This window comes from Sporosarcina sp. FSL K6-3457, from assembly GCF_038007285.1.
Taxonomy (GTDB): Bacteria; Bacillota; Bacilli; order Bacillales_A; family Planococcaceae; genus Sporosarcina.
Genome location: NZ_JBBOWX010000001.1, coordinates 3,286,895 through 3,306,864 on the forward strand (window position 1 = coordinate 3,286,895; position 19,970 = coordinate 3,306,864).

Genomic DNA, 19,970 nt, shown 5'->3' on the forward strand with positions numbered 1-19,970 from the left:
CCCTCTCGGTTTTAAGTGTAGCCGCCTCTATCAGTCAGCGACTCATTGGCATCCTTTACGGTCCTGCCACTGTGTTAGCTCAGCACGATTGTGCCGTCAATATTAGTGAAAAGCTGGTCTTTTGCTTCCATTCGATCCATCGCTGTAATGACTGTTGAGTTCCTTGCACTGACAATCAATGCCGCTTGATCCATTAACACAAGTGATTCTTTCACGCCTTTTACTTTTGCTTCATTGACCATGTCTGTCACACGGCCCCATTCAGCATCCGATATGTGAATATCTCTTTCTGCCAATCGCTCAGCTGCATGTTTGCTTATTTTAAGCGTTGCCGGCTGTCGTGCATTGTTTAAATGCTCCAAAAATGATTGTTTTGGACTTTGTGTCGGTTTAAGTGATTGCCCTTGATGATAAAGTGATTGTGCTGGAATGCGGTGGAGATTTATATTGTCCATCTTCATGGAGTTGTCTCTTCCGATGTTCCCGGTACATCTTCTTGTTTAGCTGGTTCTTCGGATTCTGGAGGCATTTCAGCTTTCGGTATGCCTGTTTCACTAATTGCTGTGAAATTCTTACCTTCAACCCGCGTTCCATCTTCTAAAATATATTGAAGCTTACCATCTTTATTGGAAACAGAGACGACTTTACCTGACTTTTCTTGCTCGCCATCCATATAGCCAACAAATTTACCTATAAGCATACTTGCCTCAACAAGGCTATTTGTTCCACCTGCACCATCCGTCTTCACTTCTGAGATATTACCTGGTGTAATGACTTTATCATTATCTAAGACGAATTTGACATCGCCATTTTCATATTTAATAGAGACGATTTTATTGGTACCTTCCTCGACAACAAGCTTGCCATCTTCCCCGGTAACGGTATTGCCTTGTTCATCTAGCTTTAACTCATGCCAAGCGACATTTTTACCAACAAAACTTGTATATTGAATCATTTGGGCTTGCGTTTGTGCTTCAGCAAACTTTTCAAATGATTTCGCTAAGTTCATCGTTTGTTCAAGTGCAGAAAACTGTGCCATTTGAGCGATAAACTCGTTATCTTTCATCGGATTCGTCGGGTCTTGGTTTTGTAATTGGGCAATGAGTAATTTCATGAAATCATCTTTCCCTAAAACTCCATCACCGGTTTTACGCTCGTCCCGCTTTTTGTTAATGAGATAATCATTGCTTGTAATCGGTTTTTGTCCTTCAATTGTGGACATTATTACACCTCCAAATCAATCATATATTCTGCAAATGTCATTTCTTCTTCATCATTTTGTTGTTGCTGACTTTCTGCTTCTTGCCCTTGTCTTTTGAAATGCTGATTAAAGGCTTGCTCACGATCATTTCTTGACGTGTCTTGCAATGTTTGGGAAACGTCGATTCGCTCTACTTGTAGGTTTTGCTGTAAGAATGCTTGACGAAGCTGATTCAGCTGACTATCCAGCATTTCTTTACCTAGTGCAGTTGACGCAAGAATACGTGCTGTCATCACTCCATTGACCTGTACCAGTTCAATCCGGATTTGTCCAAGATGCTCTGGATACAGTTTAATGAGTAAACGATTCGTTCCACCAGTTTGACCAAGGCCTGAACGCTTAAAAATATTTTGCATTTCACGTACTAGCTCTTCATTTTGTGTCGTTGTCGTTGCGGTAGTTGTTGAAAATTCTCCTCTAGCTACTGCTACATGGCCCGCCACACTACTAATGGTTTGTTGTAATGATTCTTTCGGTGTCGTTGATTCTGGACTTACTTTTACTAGCGCTTCGTCCACTGGTCCCCCTTTAGCACTCGCACCATTCTTCGCCGTTCCTTCATCCGTCATCGCTTGCCCAGTCGTTTCCGTTTGGACAACAAACTGCACAGCGTGTTTTGATGCTGGTAATGGAATCGTACTAGACTTTCCAGCCTGACTAGCTTGGAGCAGTTTTTCGAATTGTTCACCTGCTGCTACAAGATTATTTTGCAGTGTGAAGACCTGCTGTTCCTGCTTCAACAACAAATCCGTTTTCGGTGCAGCTAATTCAACTATTTTCAATAGTGCTAACAAATTAGCCGCCTGTTGTTTTGGCAAATCACCTTTGCCTTCAAGCGCATCCGATAATTGATTGAAAAACTGTGGTGCTACTTGTTCAATAGCATTCAGCACTGCCCATATATCATTTGAATAAGTAACTTCTATCAGTTCTTCTTCACTAAGGCCTGCCTTCTCTAACAAAGACAAAATAGTATTCATCAATTGATCAGGCTCTATTTCTAGCAAGCTCGCTAACTCTTCCAAATTTCCCAGATTTGTTAGGGAAGATAGTTGCCCCCCGGCTTCATCACCAACTAGCTCTTTTAACACCAATTCCAGTTCTTCAACTGACGTTGCATTAAAAATAGCTAGAATTGACTCATCCGAAACTTGACTAGCTGACTGCTGTTGAACTGGAGCTATGGATGCTGTTCCAGCTGAAACGATACTGCTAAAGACCGAACCAAACGTTCCACTCGCTGCTTGGTCAGTTTGTACGCTACTTGACGAAGTTTGTAGATTTTGCCCTGCTATTGCTTGTAGTGCTGCGATATTCACTCTTTCACCTCCCTTCGAATTAATTACGCCTCGGTGTAATTGCGTACGGATTTTGAATTGTGCCCACAGGATGTGGGTATGCAGTCGTTGCGACAGGACGTCGCGAACTTAGACTGCCACAATTCACTCCCTTCAAAATCCGTGACATCCGCCGGAGGCTTTATCTTTATTCAGCAGTAGTTTTCTGCTGAATAAAGATAAAGAACTAACTATCACTGGTCAATAATGATGTATACTTTGCCGCATCCTCTGGTTCCATCTTTTCAAGCACGGCAGCAAGTGTATCCGGCTTTAAACTAGCTAAAATCCGAACCGCTTCGCTATCAGTCATTTTTACAATGACCGGAGCTACTGATTTCGCGGACATCTGTTCATAAGTTGTGATGATGCCTTTGAAATCCTTTTTTGACACATCATTGTCATTGATAAGCTGTTCGATTTCATCGGCAAGTCTTTGTTGCTCTAACAGCAATTTATCCTTTTCATCTACGGACTTATCAAGGTCACTTTGCAGTTTGAACAGCTCAGCTTCTTTTTCCTTGATCTCCGCTTGTAAGGTGACAAGGCGTTCTTCCAAGACAAGATCGATTGCTCCATCGTCGGCTTCTTCTTCATTTTTCTCACTAACGAATGGCAGTTTTTCAGTCCATTCTTTTGCTTTGTCAAAGACATTGATATCTGCAAACTTAGCTAGGATGAGCAAGACAGCTGATGCAAAGAGCAGTGGGATGAATATCCAAAGCAATAGTATTTGGAATATCCCAGTGGATTTTTCTTTTTTCACTTCGGATACAGTGTTCGACTCTTTAGTTTTTTTCACCACATTACCACCCGTTTTCTCTTCTACGGAACTTCAACGTTGCTAATTCATCAAGCTGGATCGCTTCCAGTTGTTCCATTTCAGTACGATGATGTTCATGATCTTTTTCTTTCATTTTTTCAAACTTTCGTACTTCAAGTGTCTTTTCTAATAGTTTACCCTCAAACCAATTCATTTTTGAACGGGCTTGCATCACTTGTTGTTGTGTCACTGCAATCCGCTTTTCTAAACTATCTATGAAGCGAGAATAGTGATGAATTTCATTAATCATAAAGCCAGTCATCATCTTCTCCTGTTGCTCAGCTAGTGTGTCTTCCTTCTTTTTCAGCAATTCATACAATTGGGTGGCAACAACTTCGAATGCATGAACAGCTTCTTTAAACTCAATTTCAGTTTCGGTTTTCTGCTGTTCACGGTACATTAGCACTTTTTCAAAGCGGTATTGGTACTTCTTCATGAAATGCCACCTCCCGCACCAAGTGATACAAGCTCGGCAATACTATCAGCCATTGAAATATTATCTCTAAAGCCTTGCTTCAAAAAATTCGTAATCAGCGGTTCGTATTCGATTGCCTGATCAATTTCTTTTGAAGTTCCCCGCTTATAAGCCCCTATGTTAATAAGGTCTTCCGATTTGTTATACGTGTAATACAAATCACGTAATCTTTCCGCTGCTTTGACATGCTCAGCATCAGCAATGTGGTTCATCAAACGGCTAACACTTTTTAAGACGTTGATGGCAGGATACTGTCCCCTATTGGCTAGCGTCCTGTCTAAAACGATATGTCCGTCGAGAATCCCACGGACTGCATCGGCAATCGGTTCATTCATATCGTCCCCATCGACTAAAACTGTGTAGAACGCAGTAATAGCACCATGTTCATTTGTACCTGTACGTTCGAGTATTTTAGGTAATATTGCAAATACAGATGGCGTATAGCCGCGCGTAGCAGGTGGTTCTCCCACCGCTAATCCGATTTCACGTTGTGCCATAGCAATTCGAGTAACAGAGTCCATCATCAGCATGACGTTCATGCCCTTGTCCCTGAAATACTCAGCAATCGCTGTTGCCGTATAAGCACCTTTAATGCGCATCAGTGCTGGCTGGTCTGATGTTGCGGCGACGACAATAGTCTTTTTCATACCTTCTGGGCCGAGATCCCGTTCGATGAATTCACGAACTTCCCGCCCCCGTTCCCCGATCAGCGCAATAACGTTCAAATCGGCTGTTGTGTTGCGCGCAATCATACCGAGCAGCGTACTTTTCCCGACACCTGATCCGGCAAATATCCCCACACGTTGGCCATTACCAACCGTTAACATCCCATCAATTGCCTTGACACCAACAGATAACTTCTCATCAATCGGTGGCCTGGTCAGTGCATTGGGTGGATCCTGCTCCGTTCTAACAGTTGTTAAGCCCTTTGGTAGTGGACTCTTATCAATCGGATTCCCCATTGAATCAAGCACTTTTCCAATTAAATTCATACCCACCTTCACTTCAAGCGGTTTCCCTGTCCCTTCGACGAGACAGCCACTAGATATATCACGGATATTCATATAAGGCATAAGAATAACGACTTCTTCTCTGAATCCAACAACTTCTGCCTTGATAATTGAATCGCCTGTTCCAGACGTATTCAAATGAATCAGACAGACGTCTCCTATAGAACTTTCAGGACCTTGTGATTCAATCATGAGGCCGACAACGCGGACAACACGCCCAAACTTTTTAAAAGTCTTCACTTTTGGTATAAAGTCGGTTAGCTCCTCCGCTTTTTTCATCGTCAATCCCCGCCTTCCATGATTTCAACGAGCCTTTCCCTTAATTCGTTCAGCTGTTCGTCGATACTGACAACTATCCGACCATGGTTTGTTTCAATATAGCACTCGGTCGATTCGAACTCATCATTGGCAAATATAAGAAAAGGAACATCTGGTGGGAATATAGCTGCAAGTTCCGTACGGTTATCAGACACCAGTTCAAAATGATCGAGTGAAACGTATAATTTAATCTCTTTCATTTCACGTGCTTCTTTCAAAGCCCTTTTCACTACAGATAAATAACTTTCTTCGTCATCTTGCAATGTTTGGCCCATAATCCGTTCAGCTGTAAGCATACCTAGTTCAAGTATGACCCGTTCTTGACTATCCAGATATTGTTGCGCGTTTTTACGGGACTGCTCTGTTGCTTCATTGGCCATTTGAAGGGCACTTGCCATATCTCCTAGCACTTTGCTATGCCCTTCTTCAAACCCAACTTGAAAGCCTTCCTCATAAGCTTGTTGTTGCAGTACTGCTTTTTCGTCCTGCCATGCTACCTGCATAGATGAAATATCTTCTACAGCGGTTTGTCGAAGCTGCTCGATTTCAGCTTTCCCCTGCTCAATTTCATGATGTGCTGCTTTCAACAATCGATCTCGTTCGGCGTGTATATCAGCTTGTGTTAGTTCTACTACTTCGGAATCTACCTCCAGCGGAACGGCCAAGCTACGAATGGTAATTTCTCTCGCTTGCCCTTCGGTAGATATCGTATTGAATGACCGAAATACGTTAGACAATGATATCATCTCCTCCGCCACGTGCGATGATGATTTCACCTGAATCTTCAAGTCTTCTAATAATACCTACGATACGAGTTTGTGCTTCTTCTACGTCGCGTAAACGAACAGGTCCCATAACATCCATCTCTTCCCGGAAGGACTCTGCCATTCGTTGAGACATGTTGCGAAACAGGACTTCTTTTACTTCCTCACTAGAAACTTTCAATGATAGAATCAAGTCTTCATTCTCACAATCACGAACAATACGTTGAATTGAACGGTTGTCCAATGTAACAATATCTTCGAAGACAAACATACGCTTGCGGATTTCTTCTGCCAGTTCAGGATCTTGAATTTCAAGCGCATCGAGAATGGTTTTCTCTGTCGCCCTGTCGACACCGTTCAATACTTCGACGACAGCATCGACGCCTCCAGTTTCCGTGAAATCTTGCGTGACAGTTGAAGATAGCTTACGTTCAAGAACCGCTTCAACCTCACTAATAACTTCCGGTGAAGTTGAATCCATTGTCGCAATCCTCTTAGCAATATCTGCCTGCATCTCCTGCGGTAATGAAGATAAAATCATTCCTGCTTGTTCTGCTTCCAAATAAGACAAGATCAACGCAATTGTTTGTGGATGTTCATTTTGGATAAAATTCAAAATTTGTGATGGATCAGCTCTTCTAGCAAAGTCAAAAGGCCTCACTTGTAAAGAAGAAGTCAAACGATTGATAATCGCTTGTGCATGTTCTTTACCAAGTGCTTTTTCAAGAACTGTTTTCGCATAACCAATTCCACCTTGAGAAATATAATCTTGCGCAAGTGCAATATTATGAAACTCTTCAATAATTTCTTCTTTTACAGATGCCTCGACCTTTTTGACGCTTGAAATCTCAAGAGTCAGGCGTTCAATCTCATCTTCACTCAAATGTTTATATATCGCCGCCGACACTTCTGGGCCGAGGGAAATGAGCAGGAGCGCTGCTTTTTGTTTACCAGTCATTTCTTTTTCTTTCTTAACCAAAGTTCATCCCTCCGTCATTCGTCGGCAATCCATGTACGTAGCAGCTTCGCAAACTCTTCTGGTTTTTCTTTCGCCATTTTTTCAAGTTGCTTCCTACGGACAGTTCCTTCCGTTTCAACATCCGAGTTGATGTCATCCACATCAAATGTGGCAAGCTGCTCTTCAATAATCGTTTCTTCTTCCATTTCTCGTGCTTTCCGTCTACTACGGAAGAACATAAAGATAAGAACCCCGATAATAAGAAGTAATACAGCTACTAAGATATAACCCCATATCGGAATAACAGGTGTTGTTGTTGCGAATTGGTCTGCATTCCCACTGAACGGTTGAACTGTAACAATGATTTTGTTATCTAAGGTATCTTCGAAATTCACGCCAGCCGCTTCTTTATCTACTGATGTGCGGGCGATTGTTTTAAGAATATTTTCTATCTCACCCTTTAACTCTACTGGTATCGTTTCTTCATTACCGTCTACCATCACCTGAATTCCAATGTCACGAATCTTATAGGGACTTTCTACGATTTCCTTTCGAATACGGTTGACTTCGTTATTTATCGTTTCTTCAAGTCGTTCATAGTCACCATTAGACAGTGTGCCTTCCTGGAACGTGGCATTATCAGTTCCATCCTCTGCCATTGGCGTACCACCTGCAAGCGGATTATTACCGGTAAACGTCTCTGTAATTCGTTGAACGCTAAGTGCGATTCCTTCCATACTTTCCTCATCTACAGGCAATACAAGATTCTCTTCCCGATTTTCAAGCTTAAAGTCTATATCTGTTGTCACAGATACAATCACTTTGTCTTGTCCCATCATCGTGCCAAGCATCATTTGGATTTGGCGTTGTAAATCACGTTCAATCGTCTTTTTAACAGTCATTTGGTCGGTAATACTTGTGCCATATGAATTATTTTTAGCTCCATAGTCAAATGACTCCGCATACTGATTAATAATTGTAATATCCTCTGGCGATAGATTCGATACACCATTCGATACTAGATTATAAAGTGCATTAATCTGTGACTCATTAAATTGATGCCCTGGATTTGTTTTAAGCGTGACAGCCGCAGTTGCTTTTTGCGTAGTATCACTTATGAAAACACCTTGTTTTGGCAATGTAATGGCTACGTTAGCATCTTGGACGCCATCAATTGTTCTGAGCAGGTTAGCAATCTCCGTTTGGGTTGCGCCTAACTTAATCATGTCAAACTCGTTATCCGTTGTTCCAAAACCTGCATTTTCAAAGAAAAATGCATAGCCAGGTGTCCCCGTTGCTGGGAACCCCTCCGCAGCAAGGGTTACAAGCAAGTCGTCCACCCGTTCTTGCGGCACTAGTATCGACGTCCCGCCAGGTGCAATTTTACTCGATACGCCTTGGCTATCTAGCTGCTCTTTAATGCGACCGATTTCCGCCCGAGATACATCCGTATAGAGTGCCACATAATTTGTCTTAGACAAATAGAACGTCAGGAAGGCAGCGAATAAAATGACAGCTGCAGCAGAACCCACATATGTAATTTTTTGTTTTTTTGTTCGACCCGACCAGAACTCTTTTACATCCGTTCTGATTTTCGCCATTCGTTCATTCATTGTAATCCCCCGGTCAGCTTACGTAATTCGACTATCCACCACTCGCACGATGCGATCAATTAGACAGGCATCCTAATAATCTCTTGATAGGCTTCTATCACTTTGTTTCGAACTTCCATCGTAGCATTTAGAGCAATTGATGCCTTCTGCGCTGTAATCATGACGTCATGCAGTTCAACGTTTTCGCCCATGACCAGTTTTTGTGTCATCACGTCCGACTCAAATTGCTTCGTGTTAACGTTGTCGATTGCTGTTTTTAAATAGCTGCCAAAATTTTGTTGCGCTTCATACGGGGTCGGTTTCACTTGCGTGTCCATCTCCAACAATCCAGCTGTTGGTGCCACATTAAAAATAGATTGTATAGCCACTTTGATTACCTCCTTATCCTAACTAATTATTTCCCTATTTCAAGTGCTTTCATCAGCATTGATTTATTCGCATTTAACACTGTAATATTCGCTTCATAAGAACGTGTAGCGGACATTAGATCAATCATTTCCCGCAGTGGATCGACGTTGGGCATTTCAACATATCCTTCGTCATTCGCATCAGGATGAGTGGGATCAAAGACAAGTTTAAATGGTGTTTCGATATCTTCCTTAATCCTTGAAACCGTAACACCATACCCTGCTGATCCTTTTATTTGTTTACCCATTGCAACATTTAACATCGAAGAGAATTGACCTTCTCGTGGTTGAAGCGTAACTGTTTTCCGGCGGTAAGGCTGCCATTCCCCGTCAACCATTTTACCGCGTGTCGTATCGATGTTTGCCATATTGGACGAAATAACATCCATTCGCAGACGCTGTGAAGTCAATGCTGAAGCAGATGTATTTAAGCTATGGAATATTGTCAACGTCAGCGACCTCCTTTAATAACATTTTGTAACGTATTAAATTTCCCATTAATACGGTCGACAAGTGCATTATAGTAAATTTGGTTTACTGCAAGATCTGCTTGTTCCTTTTCCATATCGACTCCGTTACCATCGTGTCGGTAGCGAAGATTCGAATAATTAAAAACACCCGAATGTGTCCCATTCGATTTAAAAGCAATATGACGCGCATCCGTTCGGTAAGCTTCTAATGTGTTTGCTTTAACATTTGCAAGCACTTCTTTGAAATTGACATTTTTCGCTTTATAATTTGGTGTATCGACATTTGCTATATTTTGCGAAATTACTTTCCCTTTTGTAGCAGAAAAATCCAGACCGCGCTCCAAATGTGAAATTGTTCCTCCAAAAATATTCATCTTTTCACCTCATGTTCCCTTTACTTGGAGTATCCAAACTCTGTTATTTATTTCCTTACAAACTACCTTTTTCAACACATATCCCTATTGTAGCGGAAGTTGGCGAATCTTGTCTATCAAATACAGACAATATCTCTTAGTCCAAAACAACCTTTTTCTAAATAGATATACTATGGTTACTAGCTGCACAGGTCTTTACTCCCTCTATCCATTTCAGCGGTTTACCCATTAGACCTAAACTGTTGACTAGTAGCTTCTTCTTTCTATCACTCAAAAAAACAAAAACACTTCTTCCCGAATACGGAAGAAGTGTCATATTACCCATTATAAATGATTATGATTTTTGTTTTTCGAGTTCCTCAAGGAATTTACCATTCAATACTTTGATATAAGTACCTTTCATTCCCAATGAACGTGACTCAATAACGCCAGCGCTTTCTAGTTTACGTAGCGCATTGACGATAACTGAACGCGTAATACCTACACGGTCTGCAATTTTAGATGCAACTAGCAAGCCTTCATTACCATCAAGCTCATTGAAGATATGCTCAATTGCTTCATGTTCACTATAAGAAAGTGAATTGATAGCCATTTGAACGACTGCTTTACTACGCGCTTCCGTTTCAATTTGTTCTGATTTCTCACGTAAAATTTCCATTCCTACAACTGTTGCACCGTACTCCGCAAGAATCAAATCATCCTCTTGGAACTCCTCTTTTAATCTTGCCAAAATGAGTGTACCTAAACGCTCTCCACCACCGATAATTGGAACAATTGTCGTCAAGCCCTCTTTGAACAATTCACGATTTTCAACCGGGAATACAGTATGAACGCTATCAACATCTAGGTTTGAAGAAGTTTCTCTCACTTCAAACAATCTGTTTGTGTATTCCTCCGGGAACTTGCGATCTTCGAACATCTTTTTCATACGATCATTTTCAATTTGATGATGAATTTCTAAACCAAGTAATTTACCTTTTCTACTCACGATAAAAGCATTACAATCGATTACCGAGCTTAGTTTTTCAGCCATTTCTTTGAAGTTTACCGGTTTACCTGCTGATCTTTGTAGCATAGCATTAATTTCACGTGTTTTAATTAACAATGACATTTGTTGTTTCCTCCTTGGGATAGTTGCTTGTGTATTTAAAGAATATTCTAAAGGTTTTCAATCGTTAAATAAACTAAAACGATTCAATTACAGTATAAATTGTGATAAATCTTTGTTTTTTGCGATATTTTTCAACTTTTCATCGACATAAGCAGGTGTTATTTTAATCGTTGCAGGTCCAATTTCTGCTGCCTCAAATGATAGCTCTTCAAGCAATTTCTCTAAAATCGTATGAAGTCGTCTCGCACCAATATTTTCGGTATTATCGTTTACCTCAAATGCAATTTCTGCAAGCCTGCTAATCGCCTCTTCTGTAAAGTCCAATATGACATTCTCTGTTTCCAATAACTTCTCATATTGGCGAACAAGAGAGAAGTCCGGCTCTTTTAAAATGCGTTCAAAATCATCTTTTGACAACTTCTCCAATTCAACACGAATCGGAAACCGACCTTGAAGCTCTGGAATAATATCAGATGGCTTCGCTGTGTGAAAAGCGCCCGCTGCAATGAATAAAATAAAATCAGTCTTTACTGCACCATACTTCGTCGTAATCGTTGAGCCTTCAACAATTGGTAAAATATCTCGTTGAACGCCCTCTCGCGAGACATCGGCTGAAGAACCTCCGCCATTTCGGCTTGCAATTTTGTCCATTTCATCGATGAAGATAATCCCCGATTGCTCTGTCAATTCGATTGCACGTCTGGCAATTTCATCATGATCAATCAGTTTGTCAGCCTCTTCCGCCTCGAGCGCTTTACGAGCATCCTTAACTTTCATCTTACGTTTGACTGACTTTTTCGGCATAAAGGAAGACAGTGCATCCTGCATATTCGCACCCATCTGTTCCATACCCGAGCCTTGTAGAGCGTCAAACATCGATGGTTGCTGGGCCGAAACTTCAACAGTGACCATTTGCTCTTCCAATTGCCCCGCCTTGAGGCTCGCTGCTATGTCAGATCGTTTCCGCTTCACTTCGGCCACCTCTGCATAATCAGGCTCTTCCTGCTCTGCTTTTTGTCCGAATAACATTTCGAATGGGTTTTGCATACCGCCACCCATCTTCTTCTTTTCAGGCACAAGCAGTTCAACAAGTCGCTCTTCAGCAAGCACAACAGCATGTTCCTTCACAGCTTCGCGCTGCTCTTGACGAACAATTCGTACACCAACTTCAGTCAAGTCCCGCACCATTGACTCAACATCACGCCCTACATAGCCGACTTCGGTAAACTTCGTCGCTTCCACCTTAATGAATGGTGCGTTAACAAGCTTAGCAATCCGTCTTGCGATTTCTGTCTTCCCAACACCTGTCGGGCCAATCATTAGGATGTTTTTCGGAATGATTTCACTTTTCTCTTCATCAGGAAGAAGACTTCTTCTGTATCGATTACGGATTGCCACAGCTACCGCTCGCTTGGCATCATCCTGCCCGATGATATAACGGTCGAGATGCGCAGTCAATTCCTTCGGTGTCAGTTCTTGTCTTTTAGTCATTCGAGTACCTCCACAATAATGTTGTCATTCGTGTAGACACATATTTCTGCCGCTGTCTCAAGTGCCGCTTTTGCTATCTCCGGGGCAGTCAGTGAATGTCCACTATACTTTTTCAAAGCTCTCCCAGCCGCAAGCGCATAATTGCCACCTGAACCAATTGCTAAAATGCCATCATCCGGTTCGATGACTTCTCCTGTTCCCGATACTAGCAATAACCGTTCACTATCCATGACGAGTAACATCGCTTCAAGTTTCCGAAGAATCCGATCTCCACGCCATTCTTTCGCGAGTTCAACAGAAGCCCGCTCAAGATTACCGTTGTATTCCGTCAGCTTCGCCTCAAACAATTCAAACAATGTGAAAGCGTCAGCTACCGATCCTGCAAAACCCGCCAAAACTTTACCACCAAAAATTCTGCGTACTTTTCTCGCCGTACGCTTCATAACAACCGCATTTCCTACCGTCACTTGCCCATCGCCTGACATGGCGCATGAACCTTCATGACGAATGGCAAAAATCGTCGTTGCATGGAATTCCATCTAATCATCCTCCTATGCTCGCGGATGCGTATTCATATACGTTTTCCGTAAATGCTCTTTCGTAATATGGGTATACACTTGCGTTGAAGATAAATGACTATGCCCTAGAAGCTCTTGGACAGTCCTCATGTCTGCGCCACCTGCGAGAAGATGAGTTGCAAAAGAGTGGCGAATCATATGCGGATAGATTTTGGAGTGGAGCGATGCTCGCTCCATCATCTTGCTTAGTATATGGCGGACGCCTCTATCGGTTAGTGGGTCGCCACGTAAATTGACAAATAACATATCATGCTCTTTCTGTTTCATCAAAACTAGTCTGCTTTTTTCCCGGTAAGCGTCAAGTGCAGATTGTGCAAAACTGCCGAATGGCACATAGCGCTCTTTACGCCCTTTCCCCATGACGAGTACAATGCCAAGGTGATCATCGATATCCTGCACTCTAATCGATAGCAGTTCACTAACCCGTATGCCCGTTGCGTAGAGTAACTCAAGAAGGGCATAATCACGTATGGACTTCTTATCTTGCCCTTCACAGGACGAAAATAACAATTCCATTTCCTCTTCATAAAAAAAAGCCGGAAGCCGTTCTTCCTTTTTCGGATGATGCAGCGATCGGAATGCAATATCATTAATGGCATAGCGGGCATTGGCAAACTTGAAGAAGGAGCGAATCGAGGAAATCTTCCGAGAAATGGACGCCCTCGATAACCCCTTATCATACAGACCCGTCACATAAAGTCTCGCTTCAGAATATGCCACGTCATTCAAATCTGTTATTCCCTCAACTTCAAGAAACTCCAGAAATGCATCAACATCTTTTTCATATTCCAATACTGTATAGGATGAATAGTTTTTTTCTAAGCGTACATACGTAATATACTCATCACGAACATTCGATGGTTGTAGAGTCATACACTTCACCCCTCAGAATGAAAAGCCTCTTATATTATAGCAAAATTACAAGTCATTTGAATAGTGAAACACATTCTCCAGAGTATGACAGTGAAGTATTATCTTGCTAAATAACCATACAATGGCGACTAATTCAGCAATTCCAAAGTCATCCACGATTCACTATACATTATATGAGGATCATGAAGCAACCTTCTTTCCGTAAGATGTCTGACCTCTTACAATTTGAATGCATTTCTGACACAATTTGTTCATATCTGAAAATTCCACAGGGCACGATTGATATTTTAACGTCAAACAAAGAAGAAGTCCAGGATATTCTCCTTAGACTTCTTCTGTTTGTCTAGTTATTTTCATGCCAAAGCAGTTGGTTGAAATTCTACAATCGCTTTCAGTGCTCGTTCTGCATGTTTTTCTGCCCGTTCAACCTTAGACTTCACACGTTCCCCAAGATCCGGGAATAGACCGAAGTTAATGTTCATCGGTTGGAAATTTTTCGGATCTGCTTCAGTAATATATCTTGCCATACTTCCCAATGCCGTTTCATGCGGGAAGAGGATTGGCTCTTTCCCTAACGCTAAGTTAGCTGCATTGATGCCCGCAATCAGTCCTGAGCCCGCTGATTCAACATAGCCCTCAACACCTGTCATCTGTCCAGCAAAGAAAATATTCGAGTTTGCTTTTAACTGATAAGTTGCATGGAGTACTCGAGGTGAGTTGATGAATGTATTACGATGCATCACTCCGTAGCGTACGATTTCAACATTTTCAAGGCCTGGAATTAGGTTAATGACTTCTTTTTGCGCGCCCCATTTCATATGCGTTTGGAAGCCTACGATATTATATAGTGTGCCCGCTGCATCATCCTGTCGAAGTTGAACGACCGCTTTTGGACGCTTCCCAGTCTCAGGATGCTCTAGGCCGACCGGTTTAAGTGCTCCGAATAACAAAGTCTTTTCACCGCGCTGCGCAAGCACTTCCACAGGCATACAGCCTTCAAAGTAAATTTCTTTTTCAAATTCCTTTAAAGGAACAACTTCCGCCGCAACAAGAGCATTATGAAAACGTTCAAATTCCTCCTCATTCATCGGACAGTTCAGATAAGCCGCTTCACCTTTATCATAACGTGATTTTAAATAAACCTTGTCCATATCAATAGAATCTTTTTCGATAATCGGTGCCGCTGCATCGTAGAAATAAAGGTACTCTTCCCCTGTCAATTTACGAATTTGTTCAGCAAGTGCCGGCGACGTGAGTGGGCCTGTCGCAATAATCGTAATCCCTTCAGAAAGCTCCGTCACTTCCTCATTGACAATTTCGATAAGTGGATGATTGCGAATCGTGTCCGTAACATTGCCCGCGAATTCATGACGGTCAACCGCCAAAGCTCCCCCAGCAGGGACTGCACAGGCATCTGCTGCACGTATAATGAGTGAATCCAGTTTTCTCATCTCTTCTTTAATTACGCCAACCGCATTCGTTAAATTGTTAGCACGCAACGAGTTACTGCACACCAATTCAGCAAATTTGCCCGTGTGATGTGCCGGCGTCTGTTTCACAGGTCTCATTTCATATAAACGAACATTTACTCCACGATTAGCAATCTGCCATGCAGCCTCACTCCCAGCAAGTCCTGCACCTATTACATTTACGACGGGTGTCATTCTATTACCTTCCTTCTCCAATCCCTTTATGATCCAGCTCCAGCGCCTAAGTCGCTTCAGTCTTGCTGATAAAGGCAAAGGACGCCTTTTTCTTCAAGCCTTCCAGTAGGGAGGGATCGAACTTCATCCCTCCTACTTGTCGGGGCTGAACAGACGCTTCCGCTTTTCTTTATTGTTGCGTATCTTCTTTATAGTCACATTCCGTACATTGAATTTGGACGCCTTTTTTCAATTTCTTCTCAACAAGTGTATGTTCACATTTTGGACATGGTCTGGCAACCGGCTTATCCCATGATACATACTCACACTCTGGGTAGCGATCACAGCCATAAAAAATTCGTTTTGTCTTGCTTTTCCGTTCGACCACTTGACCTTCTTTACAAGTCGGACAAGTTACGCCAATCGGTTTAATAATCGCTTTTGTATTGCGGCAATCCGGGAAACCAGAACATGCCATGAACTTGCCGTAACGTCCCAGCTTAAATACCATTGGCAAGCCACATTTTTCACAATCTTCACCTGCGGGTTCGTCTTTAATTTCAATTTTCTCCATCTCAGCATCAGCCACTTGCACATGCTTCTCAAAGTCCTGGTAAAAATTATCAATTACTTCAACCCATTTGATGTTGCCTTCCTCGACATTATCAAGCCCTTTTTCCATTTGCGCCGTAAATTCTACGTCAATGATATCAGGGAAATACTGATTCACTGCCAGATGGACAATTTCACCAAGCTCCGTCGGAATAAAGCGTTTCGCATCCAATGTGACATAACCACGTTTTTGAATAGTATCAAGTGTTGGCGCAAATGTTGAAGGCCGACCTATGCCTAGCTCTTCCAATGTTTTAACTAATCTTGCCTCCGAGTATCGTGGTGGCGGTTGTGTAAAGTGCTGTTTCGGATCGATATCGCTATAAGGCAAACGCTCGCCTTCTTCTAGAGGCGGCAGGATGCGATCCTTTTCTTCTTCCTTATCGTCATCGCCTTCCACATACACTTTCATAAAACCTTGGAATTTAACTTGTGAACCGTTCGCTCTAAAGCGAACATCATTGTTCACAAGATCGACTGTAACCGTATCCAGGATTGCTGGCGCCATTTGACTGGCAACGAATCGTTCCCAAATCAGTTTATAAAGACGTAGTTGATCACGCGATAATACCGTTTTCATAGCAGCGGGTGGTCGCATGACAGATGTCGGTCGTACTGCTTCATGTGCATCCTGCGTTTTTGTGGACTCTTTCTTTACTGACTTCGTTGTCGTAATGAATTCTTTGCCATACATCGTTTCAATAAATGATTGTGCTTCTTCTTTTGCACTATCAGCAATTCGCGTTGAGTCCGTTCTCATGTAAGTGATGAGACCGACGTTGCCCTCTTTCCCAAGGTTGATCCCTTCGTAAAGCTGCTGGGCCAACATCATTGTCTTCCTTGCTCGGAAGTTCAATTTACGGGCAGCTTCTTGTTGTAAGGACGATGTGGTAAATGGTAATGCCGGATTACGTTTACGCTCTTTTTTCACAACGTTCGCAATTTCAAACTCATCTTTGTCTAATTGACTAAGAATTGCATCAACCTGTTCCTTATTGACCAACTTCACTTTTTTCTTTATATCACCGTAAAATACCGCTTCAAATTCCTTGTTGCCTTTTTTGAATTGGCTAGTGATGCTCCAGTATTCTTCTGGGACAAATGTTTGAATTTCATTTTCCCGATCAATGATGAGTCGGAGAGCAACGGATTGGACACGACCAGCAGAAAGGCCTTTCTTAACTTTCTTCCACAAAATCGGGCTAATATTGTAGCCTACGAGTCTATCCAGTATACGACGCGCCTGTTGGGCATCAACCAAGTCCATATCGATAGGTCTCGGATTTTTAAATGACTCTTTAATCGCTTCTTTCGTTATTTCATTGAACACGACACGGCAATCCGATTCGATGTCCACGCCAAGCTGATGTGCTAAATGCCACGCAATCGCTTCCCCTTCTCTGTCGGGGTCAGCCGCGAGAAAGATTTTTTTTGATTTTTTTGCTTCTTTTTTTAAGTCTTGGAGAATTGGACCTTTGCCGCGAATGGTAATATACTTCGGTTCGTAATTATTTTCAGTATCGACACCCATCTGACTGCGCGGAAGATCGCGCAAATGACCGAGTGATGCACGCACTTTATATTTTTTCCCAAGATAACGTTCTATCGTTTTCGCCTTTGCAGGGGATTCCACGATTACTAAGTAATCTGCCATTATTTGTGTGCCTCCTTAAAGAGGTTCCGTATTTATTCTATCAATTATACCTCGGCGTAATTGCGAATCGAACAGCGAAGGGTTCGATTTGCCTTAATTTCTGCGTTCTTTGCAGAAATTAAGGCACTTTTCAGGACGTCACGCACTTAGTCTGCCTTCCTAAAGCATCCTAAAAAATCTGTGACAACCGCCGGAGGCTTTATCTTCGTTCAGCGGATTTTCCGCTGAACGAAGATAAAAGAATATCTGTTGCAAAATGTATAACAGATTTGAGAATAAAGCAACCTTTTCAATAAGAAGACAATTTTTTAACCATTAAAAACGAGTGTTTCAACGATTTGAAAACCGTTCCAAACCGGCTTTGCCCCCTCATCTAGCAGTTTATTGGGGCCAACAGATAAGGCAGAAGTAATAGGTCCTGGAACTGTAAAAATGTCTTTGCCATGATCGAGTGCATGTTCGACTGTACTCATCGTACCGCTCTTATCTGCCGCTTCTGTTACAACGACTGCAGTAGACAAGCCGCTAATAATTCGATTCCGCATCGGAAATGTCCAACGCTCAGGTTTCACGTAAGGTGGATATTCCGTCAGCAATAGCTGATGCTTTGCCATCTCTTCGGCAAGCAAACGATTTTCTTTTGGATATAAATGAAATAATCCATGACCAAGGACAGCAATCGTTTTGCCACCAAATGCAATGGCAGCTTCATGTGCCATTGTATCTGCCCCCTTTGCTAATCCAGAAACAACGGCAACGTCATTGGCTACAAGTGGAGGTACAATAAGTGACATCGCCTGCTTTGAATATGCAGTCGCCTTTCTAGAGCCAATGATGGCAATTTTTAGTGGGGTGGTCAATACTTGATGATTACCTTTCGTATACAGGACGGCCGGTGGATCAATGAGTACGCGTAACTGGTCAGGGTAGTGGGGGTGTGAGAACGGGATTGGGGTAATGGCATGTTGTTCATATAATTTTTCATACGGAGTCGTGCTGTTTTGTTGTAAATTTTCTTTCATTTGTATAGCCTTTGTTAGCGAAATACCAAGTAAGTCAACTAACTCTTTGGGCCGGTACGTGTATAACTTTTCGAGAGTGGGGTCGGTCTCGTAAAGTCGGTTCAATCTGTTCAGCGGCACCGGAAATACATAATGGAGCGCTAGTAGGCGTTTTTCTACATCTGTCAGTTCCATTAAACTCCTCCTTCGGGTAGGTATTACAGTTCATCCCTACTTCATATATATAAAAGATGCAGCGCATAGACCTACACGCTGCATCTTTATATTAATGTGTTTTACACTTTTCGTACAGACCTTTTTCTTTAATTACTTTAATAAGTGTTTCGCCGATAACAGATGGCGTGTCTGCAACTTCAACGCCAGCAGCGTTAAGTGCTTTGATTTTTTCAGCAGCTGTCCCTTTACCACCAGAAATGATAGCGCCAGCGTGGCCCATACGTTTTCCTTCAGGAGCTGTTTGTCCACCGATAAAGCCAACGACAGGCTTCGTCATGTTTGCTTTGATCCATTCAGCAGCTTCTTCTTCACCAGTTCCACCGATTTCACCGATCATCACAACTGCATACGTTTCAGGGTCTTCGTTGAATGCTTTCAATACATCGATAAAGTTAGTCCCATTTACTGGGTCTCCACCGATACCTACAGCAGTCGTTTGACCGATTCCTGCTTGGCTCAATTGGTGAGTAGCTTCATACGTCAATGTACCTGAACGTGAAACGACCCCAACATGACCTTTTGTATGAATGTAACCAGGCATGATACCAATTTTACATTCGTCTGCCGTGATAACGCCTGGGCAGTTCGGGCCGACAAGACGTGTTTTCTTGCCTTCCATATAACGCTTAACTTTTACCATGTCTAGAACTGGGATATGCTCTGTAATACAGATAGTCATATCAAGATTTGCATCTACCGCTTCCAAAATTGCATCTGCTGCAAATGGAGCTGGTACATAGATAACAGAAACGTTTGCACCTGTTGCTTTAACAGCTTCTTCAACCGTGTTGAAAACAGGTACGCCCGCCGCTTCAGTTCCACCTTTACCTGGCGTAACTCCACCGACGATTTTCGTGCCGTATTCAAGCATTTGTTGTGTATGGAAAAGTGCTGTAGCACCTGTAATTCCTTGTACGATAACTTTTGTATCTTTGTTAATAAAAATACTCATCGTTTGTC

20 protein-coding genes are annotated in these 19,970 nt (G+C 42.3%); all 20 read right to left on the reverse strand.

What is annotated here, in order from left to right; translation table 11 throughout:
* Window positions 1-74: 74 nt before the first annotated feature.
* A complete protein-coding gene (locus N1I80_RS16185; protein ID WP_340740070.1) occupies window positions 75-455 on the reverse strand; it encodes a TIGR02530 family flagellar biosynthesis protein in 381 nt (126 codons plus the stop codon).
* A gap of 2 nt (window positions 456-457) precedes the next feature.
* Entirely contained in the window at window positions 458-1,222 is a 765-nt protein-coding gene (gene flgD, locus N1I80_RS16190; RefSeq protein WP_340738877.1) for a flagellar hook assembly protein FlgD, read from the reverse strand.
* A 2-nt stretch (window positions 1,223-1,224) separates the two neighbouring features.
* A complete protein-coding gene (locus N1I80_RS16195; protein WP_340738878.1) occupies window positions 1,225-2,580 on the reverse strand; it encodes a flagellar hook-length control protein FliK in 1,356 nt (451 codons plus the stop codon).
* Between the two features lie 205 nt (window positions 2,581-2,785).
* Complete coding sequence (locus N1I80_RS16200; RefSeq protein ID WP_340738879.1) at window positions 2,786-3,400, reverse strand: MotE family protein; 615 nt, start codon at window positions 3,398-3,400, stop codon at window positions 2,786-2,788.
* Between the two features lie 4 nt (window positions 3,401-3,404).
* Window positions 3,405-3,857 carry a flagellar export protein FliJ gene (fliJ, locus tag N1I80_RS16205; protein ID WP_340738880.1) on the reverse strand — a complete coding sequence of 151 codons (453 nt, stop codon included), beginning with the start codon at window positions 3,855-3,857 and terminating at the stop codon, window positions 3,405-3,407.
* Entirely contained in the window at window positions 3,854-5,185 is a 1,332-nt protein-coding gene (gene fliI, locus N1I80_RS16210; protein WP_340738881.1) for a flagellar protein export ATPase FliI, read from the reverse strand. Before fliI ends, fliJ begins: the two co-directional genes overlap by 4 nt.
* A gap of 2 nt (window positions 5,186-5,187) precedes the next feature.
* The gene (gene fliH, locus N1I80_RS16215) at window positions 5,188-5,961 is read right to left on the reverse strand and encodes a flagellar assembly protein FliH (protein ID WP_340738882.1); all 774 of its coding nucleotides are present in this window, start codon (window positions 5,959-5,961) and stop codon (window positions 5,188-5,190) included.
* The gene (gene fliG / locus N1I80_RS16220; RefSeq protein ID WP_340738883.1) at window positions 5,954-6,967 is read right to left on the reverse strand and encodes a flagellar motor switch protein FliG; all 1,014 of its coding nucleotides are present in this window, start codon (window positions 6,965-6,967) and stop codon (window positions 5,954-5,956) included. The genes fliH and fliG overlap by 8 nt, the downstream gene beginning before the upstream one ends.
* Window positions 6,968-6,981: 14 nt before the next feature.
* On the reverse strand, window positions 6,982-8,559 hold the full coding sequence (gene fliF, locus N1I80_RS16225; RefSeq protein ID WP_340738884.1) for a flagellar basal-body MS-ring/collar protein FliF: 1,578 nt from the start codon (window positions 8,557-8,559) through the stop codon (window positions 6,982-6,984).
* A 59-nt stretch (window positions 8,560-8,618) separates the two neighbouring features.
* A complete protein-coding gene (gene fliE / locus N1I80_RS16230) occupies window positions 8,619-8,927 on the reverse strand; it encodes a flagellar hook-basal body complex protein FliE (protein WP_445683662.1) in 309 nt (102 codons plus the stop codon).
* Window positions 8,928-8,953: 26 nt separating this feature from the next.
* Window positions 8,954-9,415 (reverse strand): flagellar basal body rod protein FlgC, encoded by a 462-nt coding sequence (gene flgC / locus N1I80_RS16235; protein ID WP_340738885.1) that lies wholly within the window; start codon window positions 9,413-9,415, stop codon window positions 8,954-8,956.
* 2 nt (window positions 9,416-9,417) lie between these two features.
* Complete coding sequence (flgB, locus tag N1I80_RS16240) at window positions 9,418-9,810, reverse strand: flagellar basal body rod protein FlgB (RefSeq protein WP_340738886.1); 393 nt, start codon at window positions 9,808-9,810, stop codon at window positions 9,418-9,420.
* Between the two features lie 334 nt (window positions 9,811-10,144).
* Entirely contained in the window at window positions 10,145-10,921 is a 777-nt protein-coding gene (gene codY, locus N1I80_RS16245) for a GTP-sensing pleiotropic transcriptional regulator CodY (RefSeq protein ID WP_340738887.1), read from the reverse strand.
* Between the two features lie 87 nt (window positions 10,922-11,008).
* The gene (gene hslU, locus N1I80_RS16250) at window positions 11,009-12,412 is read right to left on the reverse strand and encodes an ATP-dependent protease ATPase subunit HslU (protein WP_340738888.1); all 1,404 of its coding nucleotides are present in this window, start codon (window positions 12,410-12,412) and stop codon (window positions 11,009-11,011) included.
* Window positions 12,409-12,951 carry an ATP-dependent protease subunit HslV gene (gene hslV, locus N1I80_RS16255; RefSeq protein WP_340738889.1) on the reverse strand — a complete coding sequence of 181 codons (543 nt, stop codon included), beginning with the start codon at window positions 12,949-12,951 and terminating at the stop codon, window positions 12,409-12,411. The genes hslU and hslV overlap by 4 nt, the downstream gene beginning before the upstream one ends.
* Before the next feature lie 12 nt (window positions 12,952-12,963).
* A complete protein-coding gene (xerC, locus tag N1I80_RS16260; protein ID WP_340738890.1) occupies window positions 12,964-13,863 on the reverse strand; it encodes a tyrosine recombinase XerC in 900 nt (299 codons plus the stop codon).
* A gap of 353 nt (window positions 13,864-14,216) precedes the next feature.
* Complete coding sequence (trmFO, locus tag N1I80_RS16265) at window positions 14,217-15,527, reverse strand: FADH(2)-oxidizing methylenetetrahydrofolate--tRNA-(uracil(54)-C(5))-methyltransferase TrmFO (protein WP_340738891.1); 1,311 nt, start codon at window positions 15,525-15,527, stop codon at window positions 14,217-14,219.
* Window positions 15,528-15,696: 169 nt separating this feature from the next.
* On the reverse strand, window positions 15,697-17,772 hold the full coding sequence (gene topA, locus N1I80_RS16270) for a type I DNA topoisomerase (protein ID WP_340738892.1): 2,076 nt from the start codon (window positions 17,770-17,772) through the stop codon (window positions 15,697-15,699).
* A 308-nt stretch (window positions 17,773-18,080) separates the two neighbouring features.
* On the reverse strand, window positions 18,081-18,968 hold the full coding sequence (gene dprA, locus N1I80_RS16275; RefSeq protein WP_340738893.1) for a DNA-processing protein DprA: 888 nt from the start codon (window positions 18,966-18,968) through the stop codon (window positions 18,081-18,083).
* 91 nt (window positions 18,969-19,059) lie between these two features.
* Entirely contained in the window at window positions 19,060-19,962 is a 903-nt protein-coding gene (gene sucD, locus N1I80_RS16280) for a succinate--CoA ligase subunit alpha (RefSeq protein ID WP_318615442.1), read from the reverse strand.
* Between the last annotated feature and the right edge of the window lie 8 nt (window positions 19,963-19,970).